15 protein-coding genes are annotated in these 16,131 nt (G+C 67.7%); 2 read left to right on the forward strand and 13 right to left on the reverse strand.

Annotated features, from left to right (window positions below; translation table 11 throughout):
- Positions 1–20: 20 nt before the first annotated feature.
- The 13 genes from topA to ACH0CP_RS05270 all read right to left on the reverse strand — a co-directional run bounded on the left by topA (position 21) and on the right by ACH0CP_RS05270 (position 13,887).
- The gene (gene topA / locus ACH0CP_RS05210; RefSeq protein ID WP_406875834.1) at positions 21–2,591 is read right to left on the reverse strand and encodes a type I DNA topoisomerase; all 2,571 of its coding nucleotides are present in this window, start codon (positions 2,589–2,591) and stop codon (positions 21–23) included.
- 83 nt (positions 2,592–2,674) lie between these two features.
- Positions 2,675–3,055: a hypothetical protein gene (locus ACH0CP_RS05215; RefSeq protein ID WP_294444845.1), complete on the reverse strand. Its 381-nt coding sequence runs from the start codon at positions 3,053–3,055 to the stop codon at positions 2,675–2,677.
- Complete coding sequence (locus tag ACH0CP_RS05220; protein WP_294444844.1) at positions 3,055–4,410, reverse strand: cytochrome P450; 1,356 nt, start codon at positions 4,408–4,410, stop codon at positions 3,055–3,057. The genes ACH0CP_RS05215 and ACH0CP_RS05220 overlap by 1 nt, the downstream gene beginning before the upstream one ends.
- 31 nt (positions 4,411–4,441) lie before the next feature.
- Positions 4,442–5,236: a glutathione S-transferase family protein gene (locus ACH0CP_RS05225; protein WP_294444843.1), complete on the reverse strand. Its 795-nt coding sequence runs from the start codon at positions 5,234–5,236 to the stop codon at positions 4,442–4,444.
- A gap of 79 nt (positions 5,237–5,315) precedes the next feature.
- The gene (locus ACH0CP_RS05230; protein ID WP_294444848.1) at positions 5,316–5,729 is read right to left on the reverse strand and encodes a cytochrome c-type biogenesis protein; all 414 of its coding nucleotides are present in this window, start codon (positions 5,727–5,729) and stop codon (positions 5,316–5,318) included.
- A gap of 17 nt (positions 5,730–5,746) precedes the next feature.
- Positions 5,747–6,274, reverse strand: a complete 528-nt coding sequence (locus ACH0CP_RS05235; protein ID WP_294444841.1) for a redoxin family protein — start codon at positions 6,272–6,274, stop codon at positions 5,747–5,749.
- The gene (locus tag ACH0CP_RS05240; RefSeq protein WP_294444840.1) at positions 6,271–8,214 is read right to left on the reverse strand and encodes a heme lyase CcmF/NrfE family subunit; all 1,944 of its coding nucleotides are present in this window, start codon (positions 8,212–8,214) and stop codon (positions 6,271–6,273) included. Before ACH0CP_RS05240 ends, ACH0CP_RS05235 begins: the two co-directional genes overlap by 4 nt.
- 109 nt (positions 8,215–8,323) lie before the next feature.
- Entirely contained in the window at positions 8,324–9,616 is a 1,293-nt protein-coding gene (locus ACH0CP_RS05245; RefSeq protein ID WP_294444838.1) for an amidohydrolase family protein, read from the reverse strand.
- The gene (locus ACH0CP_RS05250; protein ID WP_294444837.1) at positions 9,613–11,034 is read right to left on the reverse strand and encodes an amidohydrolase; all 1,422 of its coding nucleotides are present in this window, start codon (positions 11,032–11,034) and stop codon (positions 9,613–9,615) included. The genes ACH0CP_RS05245 and ACH0CP_RS05250 overlap by 4 nt, the downstream gene beginning before the upstream one ends.
- Before the next feature lie 89 nt (positions 11,035–11,123).
- Complete coding sequence (gene hslV / locus ACH0CP_RS05255) at positions 11,124–11,669, reverse strand: ATP-dependent protease subunit HslV (RefSeq protein WP_294444836.1); 546 nt, start codon at positions 11,667–11,669, stop codon at positions 11,124–11,126.
- Between the two features lie 199 nt (positions 11,670–11,868).
- A complete protein-coding gene (locus tag ACH0CP_RS05260) occupies positions 11,869–12,276 on the reverse strand; it encodes a holin family protein (RefSeq protein ID WP_406875833.1) in 408 nt (135 codons plus the stop codon).
- 12 nt (positions 12,277–12,288) lie between these two features.
- A complete protein-coding gene (locus tag ACH0CP_RS05265; RefSeq protein WP_294444653.1) occupies positions 12,289–12,825 on the reverse strand; it encodes a glycoside hydrolase family 108 protein in 537 nt (178 codons plus the stop codon).
- A gap of 84 nt (positions 12,826–12,909) precedes the next feature.
- On the reverse strand, positions 12,910–13,887 hold the full coding sequence (locus ACH0CP_RS05270) for an NAD-dependent epimerase/dehydratase family protein (RefSeq protein WP_294444652.1): 978 nt from the start codon (positions 13,885–13,887) through the stop codon (positions 12,910–12,912).
- Positions 13,888–14,035: 148 nt separating this feature from the next.
- Between ACH0CP_RS05270 and ACH0CP_RS05275 the strand changes: the two genes are divergently transcribed.
- Together ACH0CP_RS05275 and kynU are read left to right on the forward strand one after the other, a co-directional pair.
- Positions 14,036–14,860 (forward strand): tryptophan 2,3-dioxygenase, encoded by an 825-nt coding sequence (locus tag ACH0CP_RS05275; RefSeq protein ID WP_294444651.1) that lies wholly within the window; start codon positions 14,036–14,038, stop codon positions 14,858–14,860.
- A gap of 11 nt (positions 14,861–14,871) precedes the next feature.
- Positions 14,872–16,122, forward strand: a complete 1,251-nt coding sequence (kynU, locus tag ACH0CP_RS05280; protein WP_294444650.1) for a kynureninase — start codon at positions 14,872–14,874, stop codon at positions 16,120–16,122.
- The last annotated feature ends 9 nt before the right edge of the window (positions 16,123–16,131 follow it).

Genomic DNA, 16,131 nt, shown 5'->3' on the forward strand with positions numbered 1-16,131 from the left:
CCGGGCGTGCTCGCCAACGATTATTCGGCTGCTGCCGCCTTTTTTCCCGCAGGTGCCTTCTTGGCGGCCGCGGTCTTCGGGGCGGCGGCTTTCTTGGGTGCGGCCTTTTTGGCGGGCGCCTTCTTCTTGGTCTTGCCCTTGCTCGGCATGGCGGCGCGCGCGTCGATGAGTTGCGCGGCCTCCTCCAGCGTCAGCGCATCGGGGGCGATCGTCTTGGGCAGAGTGGCGTTGGTTTCGCCGTCGGTGACATAGGGACCGTAGCGGCCCTCCATGAGCTTCAGCTCCGCCTCGGTGCGCGGATGCTTGCCCAGCACCTTGAGCGGTTCGCGCGAGCCGCGCTGGGGGCGGCCGCCGCCGGCGGCGGCCTCCGCGAGCTTCACCACGGCAGCGTTCATGCCGGTTTCGAACACGTCGGCGGTGCTCTGCAACCGGGCGTACTTCCCGTCATGCTGCAGATAGGGGCCGTAGCGGCCGATCGAGGCGACGATGTCCTTGCCCGTTTCGGGGTGCTGGCCGATCGTGCGCGGCAGGCTGAGGAGCTTCAGCGCCATTTCCAGATCGAGCTCGCCGACATCCTTGGGAATCGAGGCGCGCTTGGCGTCCTTGCCCTCGCCGAGCTGGATATACGGGCCAAAGCGCCCCGACTTGCGCTCGACAGGAAGGCCGGTTTCCGGATCATGGCCGAGCTGCTCGGGCTCACCGCTGTCGCCGGCCTCGGCGCCCGCCTGCGCGAAGCGGCGGGTGTATTTGCACTCGGGGTAATTGGAGCAGGCGATGAACGCGCCGAAGCGGCCGCCGCGCAGCGCCAGCCGGCCATTGCCGCAATTGGGACACAGCCGCGCGTCGCTGCCGTCCGCCCGCTCGGGGAAGAGATAGGGCGCGAGGAAGGCGTCGAGCTGTTCGGTGACTTCGCTCGGCTTGAACTCCATCACCTCGGCGGTGCGCGGCTTGAAATCGCGCCAGAAGCTTTCGAGCACCGCCTGCCATTGTGCGCGGCCGCCCGAGACGTCGTCCAGCTCCTCCTCAAGCTCGGCGGTATAATCATAGCCGACGTATCGTTCGAAGAAGCGTTCGAGGAACGCCGTCACGAGACGCCCGCTCTCCTCGGCGAAGAAGCGATTCTTCTCGACGCGCACATAGGCGCGGTCCTTCAGCGTCTTGATGATCGAGGCGTAGGTGGAGGGGCGGCCAATGCCGAGTTCCTCCATGCGCTTGACCAGCGAGGCTTCGGAGAAGCGCGGCGGCGGCTGGGTGAAATGCTGTTCGGCGTCGACCGACTTCTTGGCCGGGGAATCGCCGTCACGCATCCGCGGCAGGCGCTTCGCATCCTCGTCCGCGCTATCGTCCTGCCCCTCTTCGTAGAGCGCGAGATAGCCGGGGAAGAGCACGACCTGGCCGGTCGCGCGCAGCACGTTGCGTCCCGTCCCGTCGGCCATGTCGACGGTGGTGCGCTCCATCCGCGCCGAGGCCATCTGGCTGGCGAGCGCGCGCTTCCAGACGAGGTCGTAGAGGCGGGCATGGTCGCCCGAGCCGACGCGATCGCGGCCGAAGTCCGTGGGGCGGATCGCCTCGTGCGCTTCCTGCGCGTTCTTGGCCTTGGTCTGATACTGCCGCGGCTTGTCGGGGACGTAGCTCGCGTCATAGCGATTGGCGATCGCGCCGCGTGCGGCATCAATGGCGCTGCCGTCCATCTGCACGCCGTCGGTACGCATGTAAGTAATCGCGCCATCCTCGTAGAGCTGCTGCGCGATCCGCATCGTGTGATCGGCGGAGAAGCCGAGCTTGCGCGCTGCCTCCTGCTGCAACGTCGAGGTGGTGAAGGGCGGCGGCGGGTTGCGCGTCGCGGGCTTGGTTTCGACCCGCTCGACGGTGAAGCGGCCGGCCTCGACCGCGGCCTTGGCCTTCAGCGCGTCGCCCTCATTGCCGATCGACAGGCGATCGAGCTTCTTGCCGTCCCATTGCACGAGGCGGGCGGTGAAGGGGGTGCCGTCCTGCTCCATGGCGGCAGTGACCGACCAATATTCCTGCGCGCGAAACGCCTCGATCTCACGCTCGCGATCGACGATCAGGCGAAGCGCGACCGACTGGACGCGGCCGGCGGACTTGGCGCCGGGCAGCTTGCGCCACAGCACCGGCGAGAGCGTGAAGCCGACGAGATAGTCGAGCGCGCGGCGGGCACGATAGGCGTCGATGAGGTCGGTATCGAGCTCACGCGGGTTCGCCATCGCCTGAGTCACCGCGGGCTTGGTGATGGCGTTGAAGGTGACGCGGTCGACCTTCTTGGGCAGCGCCTTGCGCTTCGCCAGCACTTCCTGGACGTGCCAGCTGATCGCCTCCCCCTCTCGATCAGGGTCGGTGGCGAGGATCAGGCGGTCGGCATCCTTGGCGAGATCGGCGATCGCCTTCAGCTGCTTGGCCTTGTCGGCGTAATTTTCCCATTCCATCGCAAAGCCGGCGTCGGGATCGACCGAGCCGTCCTTCGCCGGCAGATCGCGGACATGGCCGTAGCTCGCGAGAACGCGAAAATCGGAGCCGAGGTATTTTTCGATGGTCTTCGCCTTTGCGGGCGATTCGACAATTACAAGCTGCATTGGCGCCTAACTAGTGATCCTCACACGTATGCGCGAGGGTGGAGAGCGCCGGCCCCCGCCGTCAAGCCGGCGTTCTCCCTATTTCAGGCGCGGTGGATTGGTATGGCACGCCAGGCGAGGAAGAAGCCGAGGCCGAGGAGAAGGTCGATCGCGCCGAACAGCAGCACGGGCGCCGGCACCTTGCCGTTGGCGAAGAGCAGGAGCGCGGGCACGCCGAACGCGAGCTTTTCCGCCACCGAGGGCAGCATCAGCGGGCGGTAGCGGACGGGATCGCCGGCGATCACCCAGAAGACGAGCTGGAAGGCGGCAGCGGTGCCGATGAAGCCATAGGCCACCAGCTCCGCCCCAGCCGGCTGTGGCAGGAGATATTGCGGCAGCAGCGCGACGAGGCCGAAGATCGCCGCGCCGCGGAACCACCAGGATATCCAGCGCGGTGCGCCCGCCGCCGCGATGCCGCCGGCCATCAGGCGGCCTGCGCGGCGCGTTCGGGGGTGAATTCCACCTCCAGCCGGCGGACGGCGTGGACGAAATTGTTGGGCGCGATGTCCATGTCGCCGGTCCAGCGGATGTCGGGGAAGCGAGCGAAGATCTGGCGGTACGCTTCCTCCAGCTGCAACTGCGCGGTCATGCGGCCGATGCAGATGTGCGGGCCGTGGCCGAAGGCGATGTTCTTTTCCGCATTGGCGCGGCCGATGTCGAAGCGGTCGGGATCGGGGAACATCTTGGGGTCGCGGTTGGCCGCGCCGTAATACATGATGACCTTTTCGCCCTCGGCGATCCTCTGCCCCTCGATCTCGGTATCGCGGGTCGCGGTGCGGCGCATGTAGATGACCGGGGAGACCATGCGGGTGATCTCGTGCACGGCATTGGTCAGCAGGCCGCCGTCGGCCTGAAGCCGCTGTTTCTCCGCCGGATTCTCGGTGAAGAGCTTCATCGCCCCGGAGATCGAGTTGCGCGTCGTGTCATTGCCCGCGAACACGATCAGCAGCCACGCGCCGTCGAGATAGGGATCGGGCAGCGGATCACCCTCCACCACCGCATTGGCGATCGCGCTCATGAGATCGGGCTGCGGATCGGCGCGGCGCTTGGCCAGCATGTGGCGGCCATAGTCGAACATCTCGGCGATGTTCTTGTTGAACATCTCGATGAAGGCGAGGATCTGCGGGCTGAGCTCGCCGCCGGCGGCGACCTGCTGCGCCTGCTCGGTCGCGACCTGCTGCGCCATTTCGAGGAAGTGGATCCAGCCGATGAACTTCTCGCGGTCGGCCTCGGGCACGCCGAGCATCTCGCACAGGGTGAAGATCGGCAGGCGCTGCGAGAATTTCTCGACCAGGTCGCATTTGCCGAGCGGGGCCATCGTGTCGAGCAGGCGGGTGACCTCCGCCGATACGCGCGCGCGCAGCCCCTTCATGTAGGTGGCGGTGAAATAGGGCATGTGCTCGCGGCGCAGCTCGCGATGCGGGCGGCCGTCGAGGTTGATCATCGAGTTGGTCGAGGCGGAGAACAGCACCGGGTGGCGCGTTTCCTGCGGCCCGAGCGCCATCAGGATGCCGCCCTTCTCGCTGCTGAACGTCTCCGGATCGCCGTTGACGCGCTTCACGCCGTCATAGCTGGTCACCGCCCAGAAGCCGACGCCGTTGTTGGGCAGGGGGTGCCACATCACCGGCGCTTCCTCCCGCATGCGGCGGAAATCGTCCCACGGCTGGCCGGCGGTGAACCGCTGGATATCGATGAGGTCGACGCCGGGGAGCGTCGGATAGGCCTGGCCGAACGTCGGGCCCTGCCGGCCCTCGATGATGTGATCGCTGACGAGATGCATGGTCGGTCTTCTCTGGCTGGCGGAGGGAGGGTCAGGTGAGATCGGGGGAGAAGCGGATGTTGCCGCGGGCAAGGCCTTGGGTGACGACCTCCAGCCCGCCGGACTTCACCATCCATTCGAGCCGGTGGTCGCGATATTCGCGCTTGAAGAGGCCCTGTTCGAGGAGCTTCGCGACATCGCCCATGCCGCCGGTGGAGGCGGTCGCGGCGGCATCGGCGACGGTGTCGCGCACTGACGGGCGATCATTGGCGCGGGCCAGCCAGTCGGCGAGCCTCGACCCCGGCGCTGGCGGCACGCCGTGGCCGGCGGAGCCGTTGAGGTAGGGAACGACGCTGAGGTCGCCCCAGCCGAAGCTGCCGCCGTTGAACCAGGGGCGATCGCCGAGCGCGCGTTCGAGCCAGGCGTGATAGCCGCGGATCTGCTCGGCTGCCTTGGTGGCAAGGCTTTCGCCCAGCGGCCCTTCGGCGCGGCGGAACCAGCGCAATTCGCTGAGGCCCCAGTTCACCGCCTCCAGGTGCGTGTCGACCACTTCCTCGATCATCCGCACCCGGGCGCGATCGGCGGGGGTGGCGGGGAGCAACGAAGGGTCGGGCCAGCAATCCTCGATATATTCGAGAATGATGGTCGAATCGAAGATGGCGGTGCCGTCATGGAGCAGCGCGGGCACCTCCGCGCGCGGATTGGCAGCGAGGAAATCCCCCGCCGCGCCGCCGACGCCGATCCCGCCGGGCACCGCCGTGTCGAAGGGCACGCCCTTTTCGCGCAGCGCGATCTTCACCTTCTGCGCGTACGGCGACAGCGGGTGATCCCACAAAGTGACGGTCATGCCGCACCCTCCCCATAACTTTTGTTGTGGAAGAGGCTATGCGGCGACGACGGACAAATCCAGTCCTATTTCGCTACTTTCACTTGTGTCGGCGACGGCGCCTACGGAAGCTGGACCGCGCGATCCAGATGCCGATCGCGAGCAGGGCGATCGGGGTGAGCCAGAGCGGCAGGGTGACCGCGCTTATCGGCGGATCATAGGTTACGTAATCGCCATAGCGGGCAACCAGCCAGTCGCGGACCTGCGTGGCATTGTCGCCGGCGGCGATCCGCTGGCGTACCAGGCTGCGCATGTCGCCGGCCATGTCGGCGTCGCTGTCGGCGATCGACTGACCCTGACAGACGAGGCAGCGCAGGGTTTCCATCAGCGCCTTCGCCTCCGCCTCCTTGGCGGGATCACGCAGCTGGACGTTGGCGTAGTCGGCGGGCGGTCGGGTCTGCGCGGTGGCGGGGCCGGCGAGTGCGAGCAGGCTGGCGGCGAAGGCGGCGAGCATGCGGGGCAGAAGCGCGCTCACCGGGCGTTGCGCCATGCCTCGGCCAGCGCGGCCACGTCATCGTCGCGGATGTCGCCGACATGCTGCTTCACCACCACGCCCTTGCCGTCGATCACGAAGGTTTCCGGCACGCCGGAGGAGCCGAGCGAGAGCTGCACCTGGCTGTCGCGATCGTCGCCGATCCGCTGGTAGGGATCGCCGTGGCGGGCGAGGAAGGTGGCGATGGCGGGGCCGGTGTCGCGGATCGCGACGGCGTCGATCGGAATGCCCATCGCCTTCAGCTTCATCAGCTGCGGCGCCTCCGCGATGCACGGCACGCACCAGCTGGCGAAGATGTTGAGGAGGCGCGGCCGGCCGGTTCGGAGATCCGCGGGCGCGAGGCCGGGCTTGCCCGGCACGATCGGCGGCAGGGTGATGTCGGGCACGGGCTTTCCCACCATTGCCGAATAGACCGTCCGGTCGCTCGGCCGACGCAGCTCACGTACGGCGAAGCCGGCGAGGACGAGGAACACGACGAGCGGGAGCCAGAGGAGCCAGCGCTTCATGCCCAGGCGAGCGCCTCCGCCGCCTCATCCGCGCGCTTCTTCTGCCGGCGATCGCGCAGCCAGTGGCCGAGGATCGACAGCGCGCCGCCCAGCGCGATCAGCCCGCCGCCATACCAGATCAGCGTCACCCACGGTTTCCACCACAGTCGCAGCTGCCAGCGGCCCGCGCCATCGGGCTGGCCGATGACGGTGTAGAGCTGGCCGTCCGCGCTGGTGAGGATTGCGCTTTCGTTGGTGGTGGTCGGCGGGTTGGAGAAATAGCGCGACTGCGGGGCGAGGAAGCTGACCGGGGCGTCGCCGCGCTGCACCTCAAGCCGTGCCTCCAGTGCGGTCCAATTGTCGCCGATCACCGGGCGCATGCCGCGCAAGGTGACGCGATAGGGGCCGACGCGCGCCGGCTCCCCGACGCCGGCGGCGACCAATGTCTCACGCGTATAGGCCGATGATGCGGCCATGCCGACGAGGCTGACCGCGATGCCGAGATGGGCGACGACCATGCCGTAGACGAACAGCGGTGTGCGGCGCAGGTTGCGGCCGAACAGCGGCGCGACGCTGGCGACCGCGAGGCCGGCGGCGAGCGCGATGGCGATGAGCGGCATGATGCCGATCCCGCCGCCGAACACGACCAGCGCGGCGGCGGTGAAGACGGTGGTGGCGATCGGCCAGGTCATCCGCTGCAGCAGCGCCTGCGCGTCATCCTTGCGCCAGCGCAGCAGCGGCCCGACCGCCATGATCGCCACGAGGATCAGCGCGATCGGCCCGGCGGCCTTTTCGAAGAAGGGCGGGCCGACCGACAATTGCGTGCCCATCGCGGCGGCGACGATCGGGTAGAAGGTGCCGATCAGAACGATGCCGAGGATCACCGACAGGAGGAGGTTGTTGGCCACCAGGCTCCCCTCCCGGCTCAGCAGTTCGAAGGTATTGCCCGCGCGCACCACGCCGATGCGCGTCGCGAACAGCGCCAGCGCGCCGCCGATGTAGAGCGACAGGAGGACGAGGATGAACAGGCCACGTTCGGGATCGACGGCGAAGGCATGGACGCTGGTGAGGATGCCCGAGCGGACCAGAAAGGTGCCGAGCATCGACATGGAGAAGGCGACCACCGCCAGCATCACCGTCCAGGCGCGCAGGCCATCGCGCGTGGCAAGCACGCTGACCGAGTGGAGCAGCGCGGTCGCCGCGAGCCACGGCATCAGCGAGGCATTCTCGACCGGGTCCCAGAACCACCAGCCGCCCCAGCCGAGCTCATAATAGGCCCAATAGCTGCCGGCGGTGATGCCGATCGTCAGGAACACCCAGGCAGCGAGCACCCAGGGGCGCATTGCGCGGGCGAAGGTGGGGCCGACATCACGGGTGACGAGCGCGCCGACCGCGAAGGAGAAGGCGACCGACAGGCCGACATAGCCGGCGTAGAGCGTCGGCGGGTGGAAGGCGAGGCCGGGGTCCTGCAGCAGCGGATTGAGCCCCTGGCCGTCCGCGGGCGGGGTGACGTGCCGCGCAAAGGGGTTCGAGGCAAAGAGCAGGAAGGCGTAGAAGCCGAGCGCGATCAGCGCCTGCGCGCCGAGCGTCGCGGTGAGCGTGCGTTCGGCAAGGCGGCGTTCGAGCGCGGCGACGGCGGCGCCGGCCAGCCCGAGGATGGTGACCCACAGGAGCATCGAGCCCTCATGGTTCCCCCAGGCGCCGGCGAACTTGTAGAGCCACGGCTTGGCCGAATGGCTGTTGGCGACGACCAGCGCGACCGACATGTCCGATGCGAGGAACACGCCGATCAGCGCCGCCATGGCGAGCAGCGACAGCCCGCCCTGAACGATCGCGACGGGGCGGACCGCGGCGGCGAGCATGTCGTCGCCGCGCCTCACCGCCAGCGCGGCGAGCAGCAATTGCATCGCGGCGAGCGCGGCGGCGAACCATAGAGCGGCGAGGCCGATTTCCGCCATCATGCGGCAACGTCCCCGGCGCCAGCGGCGATGCGCCTGGCGCCTGCGGTGAGGCCCGCGGCGCGCGGGCGGGGGGCCACGATCATCTCAACCACCGCCGCTCACCTGCTGCTCAGCGCTCATAAGCCTTGGGCAGCGCGCGTTCGGTCGGCACCAGATAGCGATCGCGCAGCTGCGACTGGCGCGAGTGCATCGGCTGGGGCTGACCATCGATCCACACCGCAGTGGGAGCGGAGGAAATCTCCAGCGGATCGCCGTCCCACAGCACGACGTCGGCGCGGCGGCCGGCGCGCAGCGAGCCGAGTTCATTGTCCATGCCGAGCGCCGCGGCGGAACCGGACGTGATCGCGGCCAGCGCCTCACCCCATGTCAGGCCGGTGTGGCCGGGCACGCGGGTGATCGCGACGAGATTGCCGGCGTACTGGCGCAGATTGTGCTCGCCGCCATTGTTGCCGGTCGAGGCGAGCGCCACCTGCACGCCGGCGGCGCGCATTCGGCCGACGTTGGATTCGGTCGCGCCGAGCGATTCGAACTGCGCCGGCAGATCGGCGAGCGCGGCGGCGATCACGGGGACGCGGGCGGCGGCGATCTCTCGCGCGACCATCCAGCCCTCGGTAACGCCGGTCAGCACCAGCTTCAGCTTGGGATATTCACGCGGCAGGGCGAGGACGGTGAGGATGTCGCTTGCGCGTTCGACATGGACGACGAGCGGCACGCTGCCGTCGAGCACGCGGAGCAGCGCCTGGGCGTCGCCACGCTTGACCATCGAATCCTTCTCGCGGCCACCGAAGGCGCCGGGGTTGCGGCGATAATCCTCCGCCTGCGCCAGCGCATCGCGAAGCGCGGCATAGGCCGCCGGGCGGCTGCCGCCGGCAAGACGCCCGCCAGCCTCGCCAAGCTCGACGAACTGGAAGGCACGCGGGCGGGTGACGGCATTGGGATCATTGCCAAGATCGATCACCGCGCCCTGACCGGCGAAGATCGAGTTCGACGCCTCCGGCGCGACAAGCGCGCGGGTCACGCCGCCAAGGCGCTCATTGGCGATCTTCACCTCGGCCGGGTTGATCGAGGTGGAAACGTCGATCGCGGCGTTGAACGGCGCGGTGCGCGCGCCCGTGTCGTTGCTTTCGCGCACGCCGCCAGCATCGCTGATGCCAAGATCGCTGAAGCCGGCGATGAAGCCGGGCGCGACCCATTTGCCACTGCCGTCGATCACCTGTGCGCCGGCAGGCACGGCCACGCCGCTGCCGGCGGCGACGATGCGGCCGTTCTGGAACACGACCGTGCCGTTTTCGACCGGTGCGCTGCCATCACCGACGGCGATCGTCGCATTGGTGATCGCCACGGTCTGCGCGGCGACCGGGCTCGCCAGCATCGTGGCGAGGAGGAGGAAAGCGCGCTTCACTTGACGTCTCCCGAACCGGGCTGGCCAAGCTCGAAGTCGCTTACCGGGCGACGCTTGGGATCATTGGCATCATAAAGGAGCGCGCCGTCGATCCACACCTTCTCCGGCCGGGTGTAGACGCTGTACGGATCACCGTTCCACAGCACGACATCGGCCATCTTGCCGGGGACAAGGCTGCCCGTCTGGTCGGCGATGCCCATCGCCTTGGCGGGATTGAGCGACAGCCACTTCCACGCCACCTCTGGCGCGACGTTGATGCCGACGCGGCGGCCGGAGGCGAGGACCTTGGCCACTTCCTGGTTCAGCCGCTGGATGCCGTTTTCGTCATCCGAGTGGATCATCGCGCAGGTGCCGGCATTTTCGAGGATGGCGAGGTTTTCGCCGATGCCGTCATAGCTTTCCATCTTGAAGCCGTACCAATCGGCCCAGACCGCGGCGCAGGTGCCGTTCGCCTTCAGCAGGTCAGCGATCTTGTACGCCTCAACCGCGTGGTGGAAGGCGGTGACCTTGTAGCCGAACTCCTTCGCCATATCCTCGACGATCGCCATTTCGTCGGCGCGGTAGCAGTGGTTCTGGATCAGGATCTCGCCCGCCAGCACGCCGCGCAGCGTGTCCATCGCGATGTCGCGCGCGGGCGGCTCACCGCCGTCAGCCTCGTACTTGTCCCATTTGCGGCGATAGTCCTGCGCCTTGGCCCAGGTCGCGCGGTCAACCGCGATATTGCCCATGCGGGTGGAGGGCTGGCGGTTCTTCGAGCCATAGACGCGCTTCGGGTTTTCGCCGCACGCCATTTTCAGGCCGTAGGGCGCGCCCGGAAATTTCATGCCCTGCATGGTGCGCGAATAGACGTTCTTCAGCGTGACCGAGCGGCCACCCATGAGGTTCGCCGAACCCGGCAGGATCTGCAGCGTGGTGACGCCGCCATTGGCCAGCGCGCGGCTGAAGCCCGGATCCTGCGGCCAGACGCTGTGTTCGGCCCAGACATCCGCGGTGATCGGGCTGGTTGCCTCGTTGCCGTCGCTGTGCGCCTGGACGCTGGGGGTCGGGTAATCGCCGAGGTGGCTGTGGATATCGATGATCCCGGGGGTCACCCACTTGCCGGTGCCGTCGATCACCTGCGCATCCGCCGGCACATTCACGCTGGCGCCGACCGCGACGATCTTGCCATCCGCGAACAGCACCTGGCCATTGTCGATCCGGCCGCCTTCGCCATCGAAGATCGTGACGTTGCGCACCACCGTCGGCACGCCCGGATAGGCGCGGTAGGTGGAGGGGTAGGGATCGCGCGAATAGGGCTTGGCGGGCGCCTTGGACGACGCGGACTTCGGCCGGGCATCACCTTGCGAACATGCGATCAGCGAGAGCGCCGCCACGCCCGCTGCGACCCAGCGGGGGGCGGTGGAAAAGGAACGGATCATGGGCGCCGTGATTGGACGGACGCGCGGCGGAAGACAAGCGCTTAGCCGCTGCTCCAGCGCAATCCGTCGCAATCACTGGCGGGCCACGATCAGGCCGCGCTGTCGAGCGTCTCCACGACCAACCGATCGTTGGTGTAGACGCAGACCTCCGCCGCGATCGCCATCGCCTTGCGGCAGATCGTCTCCGCATCCTTTTCATAATCGACCAGTGCGCGAGCGGCGGCGAGCGCGAAATTACCGCCCGAGCCGATCGCGGCGATGCCCGCCTCCGGCTCCAGAACGTCGCCATTGCCGGTGAGGATCAGCGTCACGTCCTTGTCGGCGACGATCATCATCGCCTCCAGGTTGCGCAGATATTTGTCGGTGCGCCAGTCCTTGGCCAGTTCCACCGCGGCGCGCATCAAATGGCCCTGATGGCGTTCCAGCTTTGCCTCGAGCCGCTCGAACAGGGTGAAAGCGTCGGCGGTCGCGCCCGCGAAGCCGCCGATCACCTTGCCCTCTGGGCCGAGCGTGCGGACCTTGCGCGCATTCGGCTTCATCACCGTCTGGCCCATCGATACCTGGCCGTCGCCCGCGACGACCACTTTCCCGCCACGCCGCACCGATAGGATCGTGGTGCCGTGCCAGACGGGCATGCTGCTTTGTTCACTCATGGCGCGCGATGTAGGACGTGTGGCGCGGGTTCAACAGCCCCCAGCATCGCGCTCGCCCCAGGCAGGAGCGAAACACCGCCAGGGACTCCCGCTGGCGGCGAGCGCCTTGACGGCGCGCGCCACGGACGGGCGAGCCGATGTTGGAGCGAATGTTGAGGAAGTTGAGGCTCTGGCGCATTTTTCAACGTGCCTTCGCCTTCCCCCATTCGCGCGCCGCGGTGTAGCCGAGATAACCGGTGGCGAAGAGTGCGTAGAGCGGCTCCGGAATGCCGGAGAGATACGCGTTCATGCCGCCCGCAATCACCCGCGCCGTCGCCGGACTGACCGCGGCGATGATCCCCATCGGGATCGACCAGAGCAGCAACACGTACATGACGTAGAGGAAGCTCGGCCGCGCCCGGCTGGTCCAGGGATCGGGGGATTCCGCCTCGGCCAGCACGGCGGCCATCTGCGTCTTGATCCGGTCGAGTTCCTGCGATCCTTCGAGGCGCAACAGTTCGAGCTTCGCCGCCTCGCGCGCCTTGGGATCGGGAATGATCTTGTCGATCAGCCCGGCGACCGGGCCGATGATGGTATCGAGCAATGCCATGTTCCTTCTCCTTCAGGCGAGGCGGTTGGCGAGCCAGCCGTAGAGGAATGCCTCGTTCGCGGGACGGCGCTCGGCCAGCGAGACGTAGCGTTCGCCCTGCAGCGCCTCGAGCGCCTTGAGCAGCACCGTCTCGCCAGCCGGCCCGCGGGTAGCGAGGAAGCCGTCGAGCGCGCCCAAAGTCTGCGGGCCGATGCGGCCATCGAGCAGCACGTCGGGATAATCGCGTGCGCCACGGTTTAGCGCGTTCAGCGCGCGCTGGAGGAAGGCGATTGCCACCGCCGGCCCCATGTTGACGCCGGTATCGAACAGTTCGGCGGCAATCAGCGGCGCGCGCCGCGCCACGTCGTCGATCCGTGGGCGCTGCCAGTAGATGCGGCGATAGATGACGGCGGCTGCCTCGCGCGCGAAATGGCGCATGTCGCCGGTATAGCCGCTGGCGCGCGCCACGGCCTCGGTTATGCCCCAGCGAGTCGCGCCGCCGCGGTCCGCCGGGTGTTTGCTGTAGCCGCCTTCGCGGTCGATGACGGCATCGATGAGATCGTCGATCATGGTCCTCTCCTGCACAAGAACAAAAAGAGAACAATACGCCTGTCAGGGTGATGTAGGACAGTGCGGGATGGGGCGCAGCCGGGGTCAGCAGATCCCGTGATATCCTTTGAACCAGTCGACGAAGCGGGGGATGCCGACCTCGATCGGCGTGGTGGGGGCAAAGCCGTGATCGCGGCTGATCGCGGTGATGTCCGCATAGGTGGCGGGGACGTCGCCGGGTTGCATCGGTTCGAGACTGCGCACCGCCTTGATGCCGATCGCATCCTCCAGCACGTCGATCATGCGCAGCAGCTGCTCGGGCTTGTTGTTGCCGATGTTGTAGACGCGGTGCGGCGGATTGGTGCCGTCATCAGCGGGCGGGCTGTCGGTGACCGCGATCACGCCTGAGACGATATCGTCGATGAAGGTGAAGTCGCGGCTCATGTCGCCATTGTTGAAGACGCGGATCGGCTTGCCCTTGAGGATCGCGTCGGTGAACAGCCACAGTGCCATGTCTGGCCGGCCCCATGGGCCATAGACGGTGAAGAACCGGAGACCCGTCAGCGGCAGGCGATAGAGATGGGCATAGACATTGCCCATCAGCTCGTCCGCCTTCTTGGTTGCGGCATAGAGCGAGATCGGGCCGTCGACGCGGTCGCTTTCCGCGAACGGCAGCTTGGTGTTGCCACCATAGACGGAACTGGACGAGGCGTAGCTCATCGACGCGAGGCCATCGAGCGAGCGGGCATATTCGAGCAGGTTCACCTGACCAACGAGGTTCGACTGGACATAAGCGTGCGGGTTGGTGAGCGAGTAACGCACGCCCGCCTGCGCGGCGAGATGGATGATGTGGGTGATCCGGTGCGGCGCGAGCGCCGCGGTGAGCGCCGCCTGATCCGCAATGTCGACCTCAGCGAAGGTGAAACTGGGATGCGTCAGCGTCGCGAGGCGGCCGCGCTTCAGCTGGACGGGATAATAATCGTTGAGATTGTCGATCCCCACGACTGTCTCGCCGCGATCAAGCAGCCGACGCGCGACGGCGGCGCCGATGAAGCCGGCCGCTCCGGTGACGAGATAGGTCATGTCTGCTCTCTCCTGCCCTTGGCCCTCGCGTAGCGGGGTGAACGACGCAAGCGAAGGCCTGACGTGATGCCGTTCAGCCGTTGCATGTGTCACCAGGCGGCGCATCGCGCCTTCGCTTGTGCGGCGCTTGCGCCTACAAGCCGGCGGCATGGAGACCCGCGAAACCGATCATGCCGCGCCGCCCGCGAGCGGCCCGAGCTACACCAGCTATCTGAGGCTCGACGAACTGCTCGCCTGCCAGAGCCCATTGTCCGGCACGCATGACGAGATGCTGTTCATCGTCATCCACCAGGCATCGGAACTGTGGATGAAATTATGCCTTCACGAGCTGAATGCAGCGCGCGCGGCGATTGCGGCGGACCAGCTCGACGCGGCATTCAAGATGATGGCGCGGGTGGCGCGGGTGCAGCAGCAGCTGATCAGCAGCTGGGAGATCCTGGCGACGATCACCCCGGCGGATTATTCCGCGATGCGCGGCAAGCTTGGCGGTAGCTCCGGTTTCCAGTCGCACCAGTATCGCGCGATGGAATATTTGATGGGCAACAAGAATGCGGCGCTGATCCGCGTCTTCGCCGATGCGCCGCACCTGCAGGCGGAGCTGACCGCGGAGCTTGCCCGGCCGAGCATCTATGACGAGGCGCTGCGTGCGCTGGCGCGCGCCGGGCTGCCGGTGCCCGCCGACCGGCTGGAGCGGGACTTCACCAAGCCATATGAGGCATCTCCAGCGGTGGAGGCATGCTGGCGCGACGTCTATGCCGCGCCGGAGCGCTACTGGAACCTGTATGAGCTGGCCGAGAAGCTGGTCGACCTGGAATATCGCTTCCAGCTGTGGCGGTTCGGACATCTGAAGACGGTGGAGCGGGTGATCGGCTTCAAGCGCGGGACGGGCGGCACCGCGGGCGTGCCGTACCTCGCCAAGGTGATCGACCAGGTGTTCTTCCCCGAACTGCTCACGGTGAGGGCAGTGCTGTGAGGGGCGATGCGGTGAGCGGGGTCGCTGCGCGTGGCTGGCCGGGCCTTGCCGAGGTGCAGGCGCTGGATGCGGCCGATCCGCTGCGCTCCCACCGCGCGCGCTTCGCGCTGCCCGAGGGGCTGATCTACCTAGATGGCAATTCGCTGGGCGCGTTGCCGCGGGCGACGGCCGCGCGGGTGGGGAATGCGGTGACGCGGGAATGGGGCGCGGACCTCATCGCGAGCTGGAACAAGCATGGCTGGATCGAAGCGCCGGCGCGGCTGGGCGCGCGGATCGCGCCGCTGATCGGGGCGGCGGCGGACGAGGTGATCGTGTCGGATTCCACATCCGCCAACCTCTTCAAGCTGCTGACCGCGGCGTGCCTGGCGCAGACCGGCCGCACCACCATCCTGACCGAGCCGGGCAACTTCCCGACCGACCTTTATATCGCGCAGGGGATCGCGGCGACGCTGCCCGGACGCCAGGTGCGCACCACGCGGGATATTGCGGCGGCGATCGATGGCGACACCGCGGTCGTGCTGCTCACCCATGTCCATTACAAGACCGGGGCGATGCACGACATGGCGGCGATCACCGCCGCGGCGCATGCGGCGGGCGCGCTGATCCTGTGGGATCTCAGCCATAGCGTTGGCGCAGTCGAGGTGGACCTCAACGGCTGCGGCGCGGACCTGGCAGTCGGCTGCGGCTACAAATATCTCAACGGCGGGCCGGGGGCGCCGGCGTTCCTCTATGTGGCGAAGGCGCTGCAGGATCGGCTGCGATCGCCGCTGACGGGGTGGATGGGCCATGCCGCGCCGTTCGACTTCGAGGATGATTATGCGCCGGCGGGGGGCATGAAGCGCTTCCTCTGCGGGACGCCGCCGATCCTCGGCATGGCGGCGCTGGATGCGGGGCTCGACACGTTCGAGGGCGTGACGATGGGTGATCTGGTGCCCAAGAGCCGCGCGCTTGCCGACCTCCTGATCGCGGGGATCGACACGCGCCTGGCCGGACACGGCTTCACGCTGGTTACGCCGCGTGATGCCGCGATGCGCGGCAGCCATGTCAGCATCGCGCACGATCATGCGTGGGAGATCTGCCAGGCGCTGATCGCGCGCGGCGTGGTAGGCGATTTCCGCGCGCCCGAGGTGCTGCGGCTGGGGCTGACGCCGCTCTACACCCGCTACGAGGACGTGTGGCGGGCGGTGGAGAAACTGGCCGAGGTGATGGCGGCGGACGCTTGGCGCGATCCCGCCTATGCGGCGCGCGCCGCCGTCACCTGACGCGCTGGC

Origin of the sequence: Sphingomonas sp. 179-I 2A4 NHS, assembly GCF_045369135.1 — a bacterium.
GTDB lineage: Bacteria > Pseudomonadota > Alphaproteobacteria > Sphingomonadales > Sphingomonadaceae > Sphingomonas.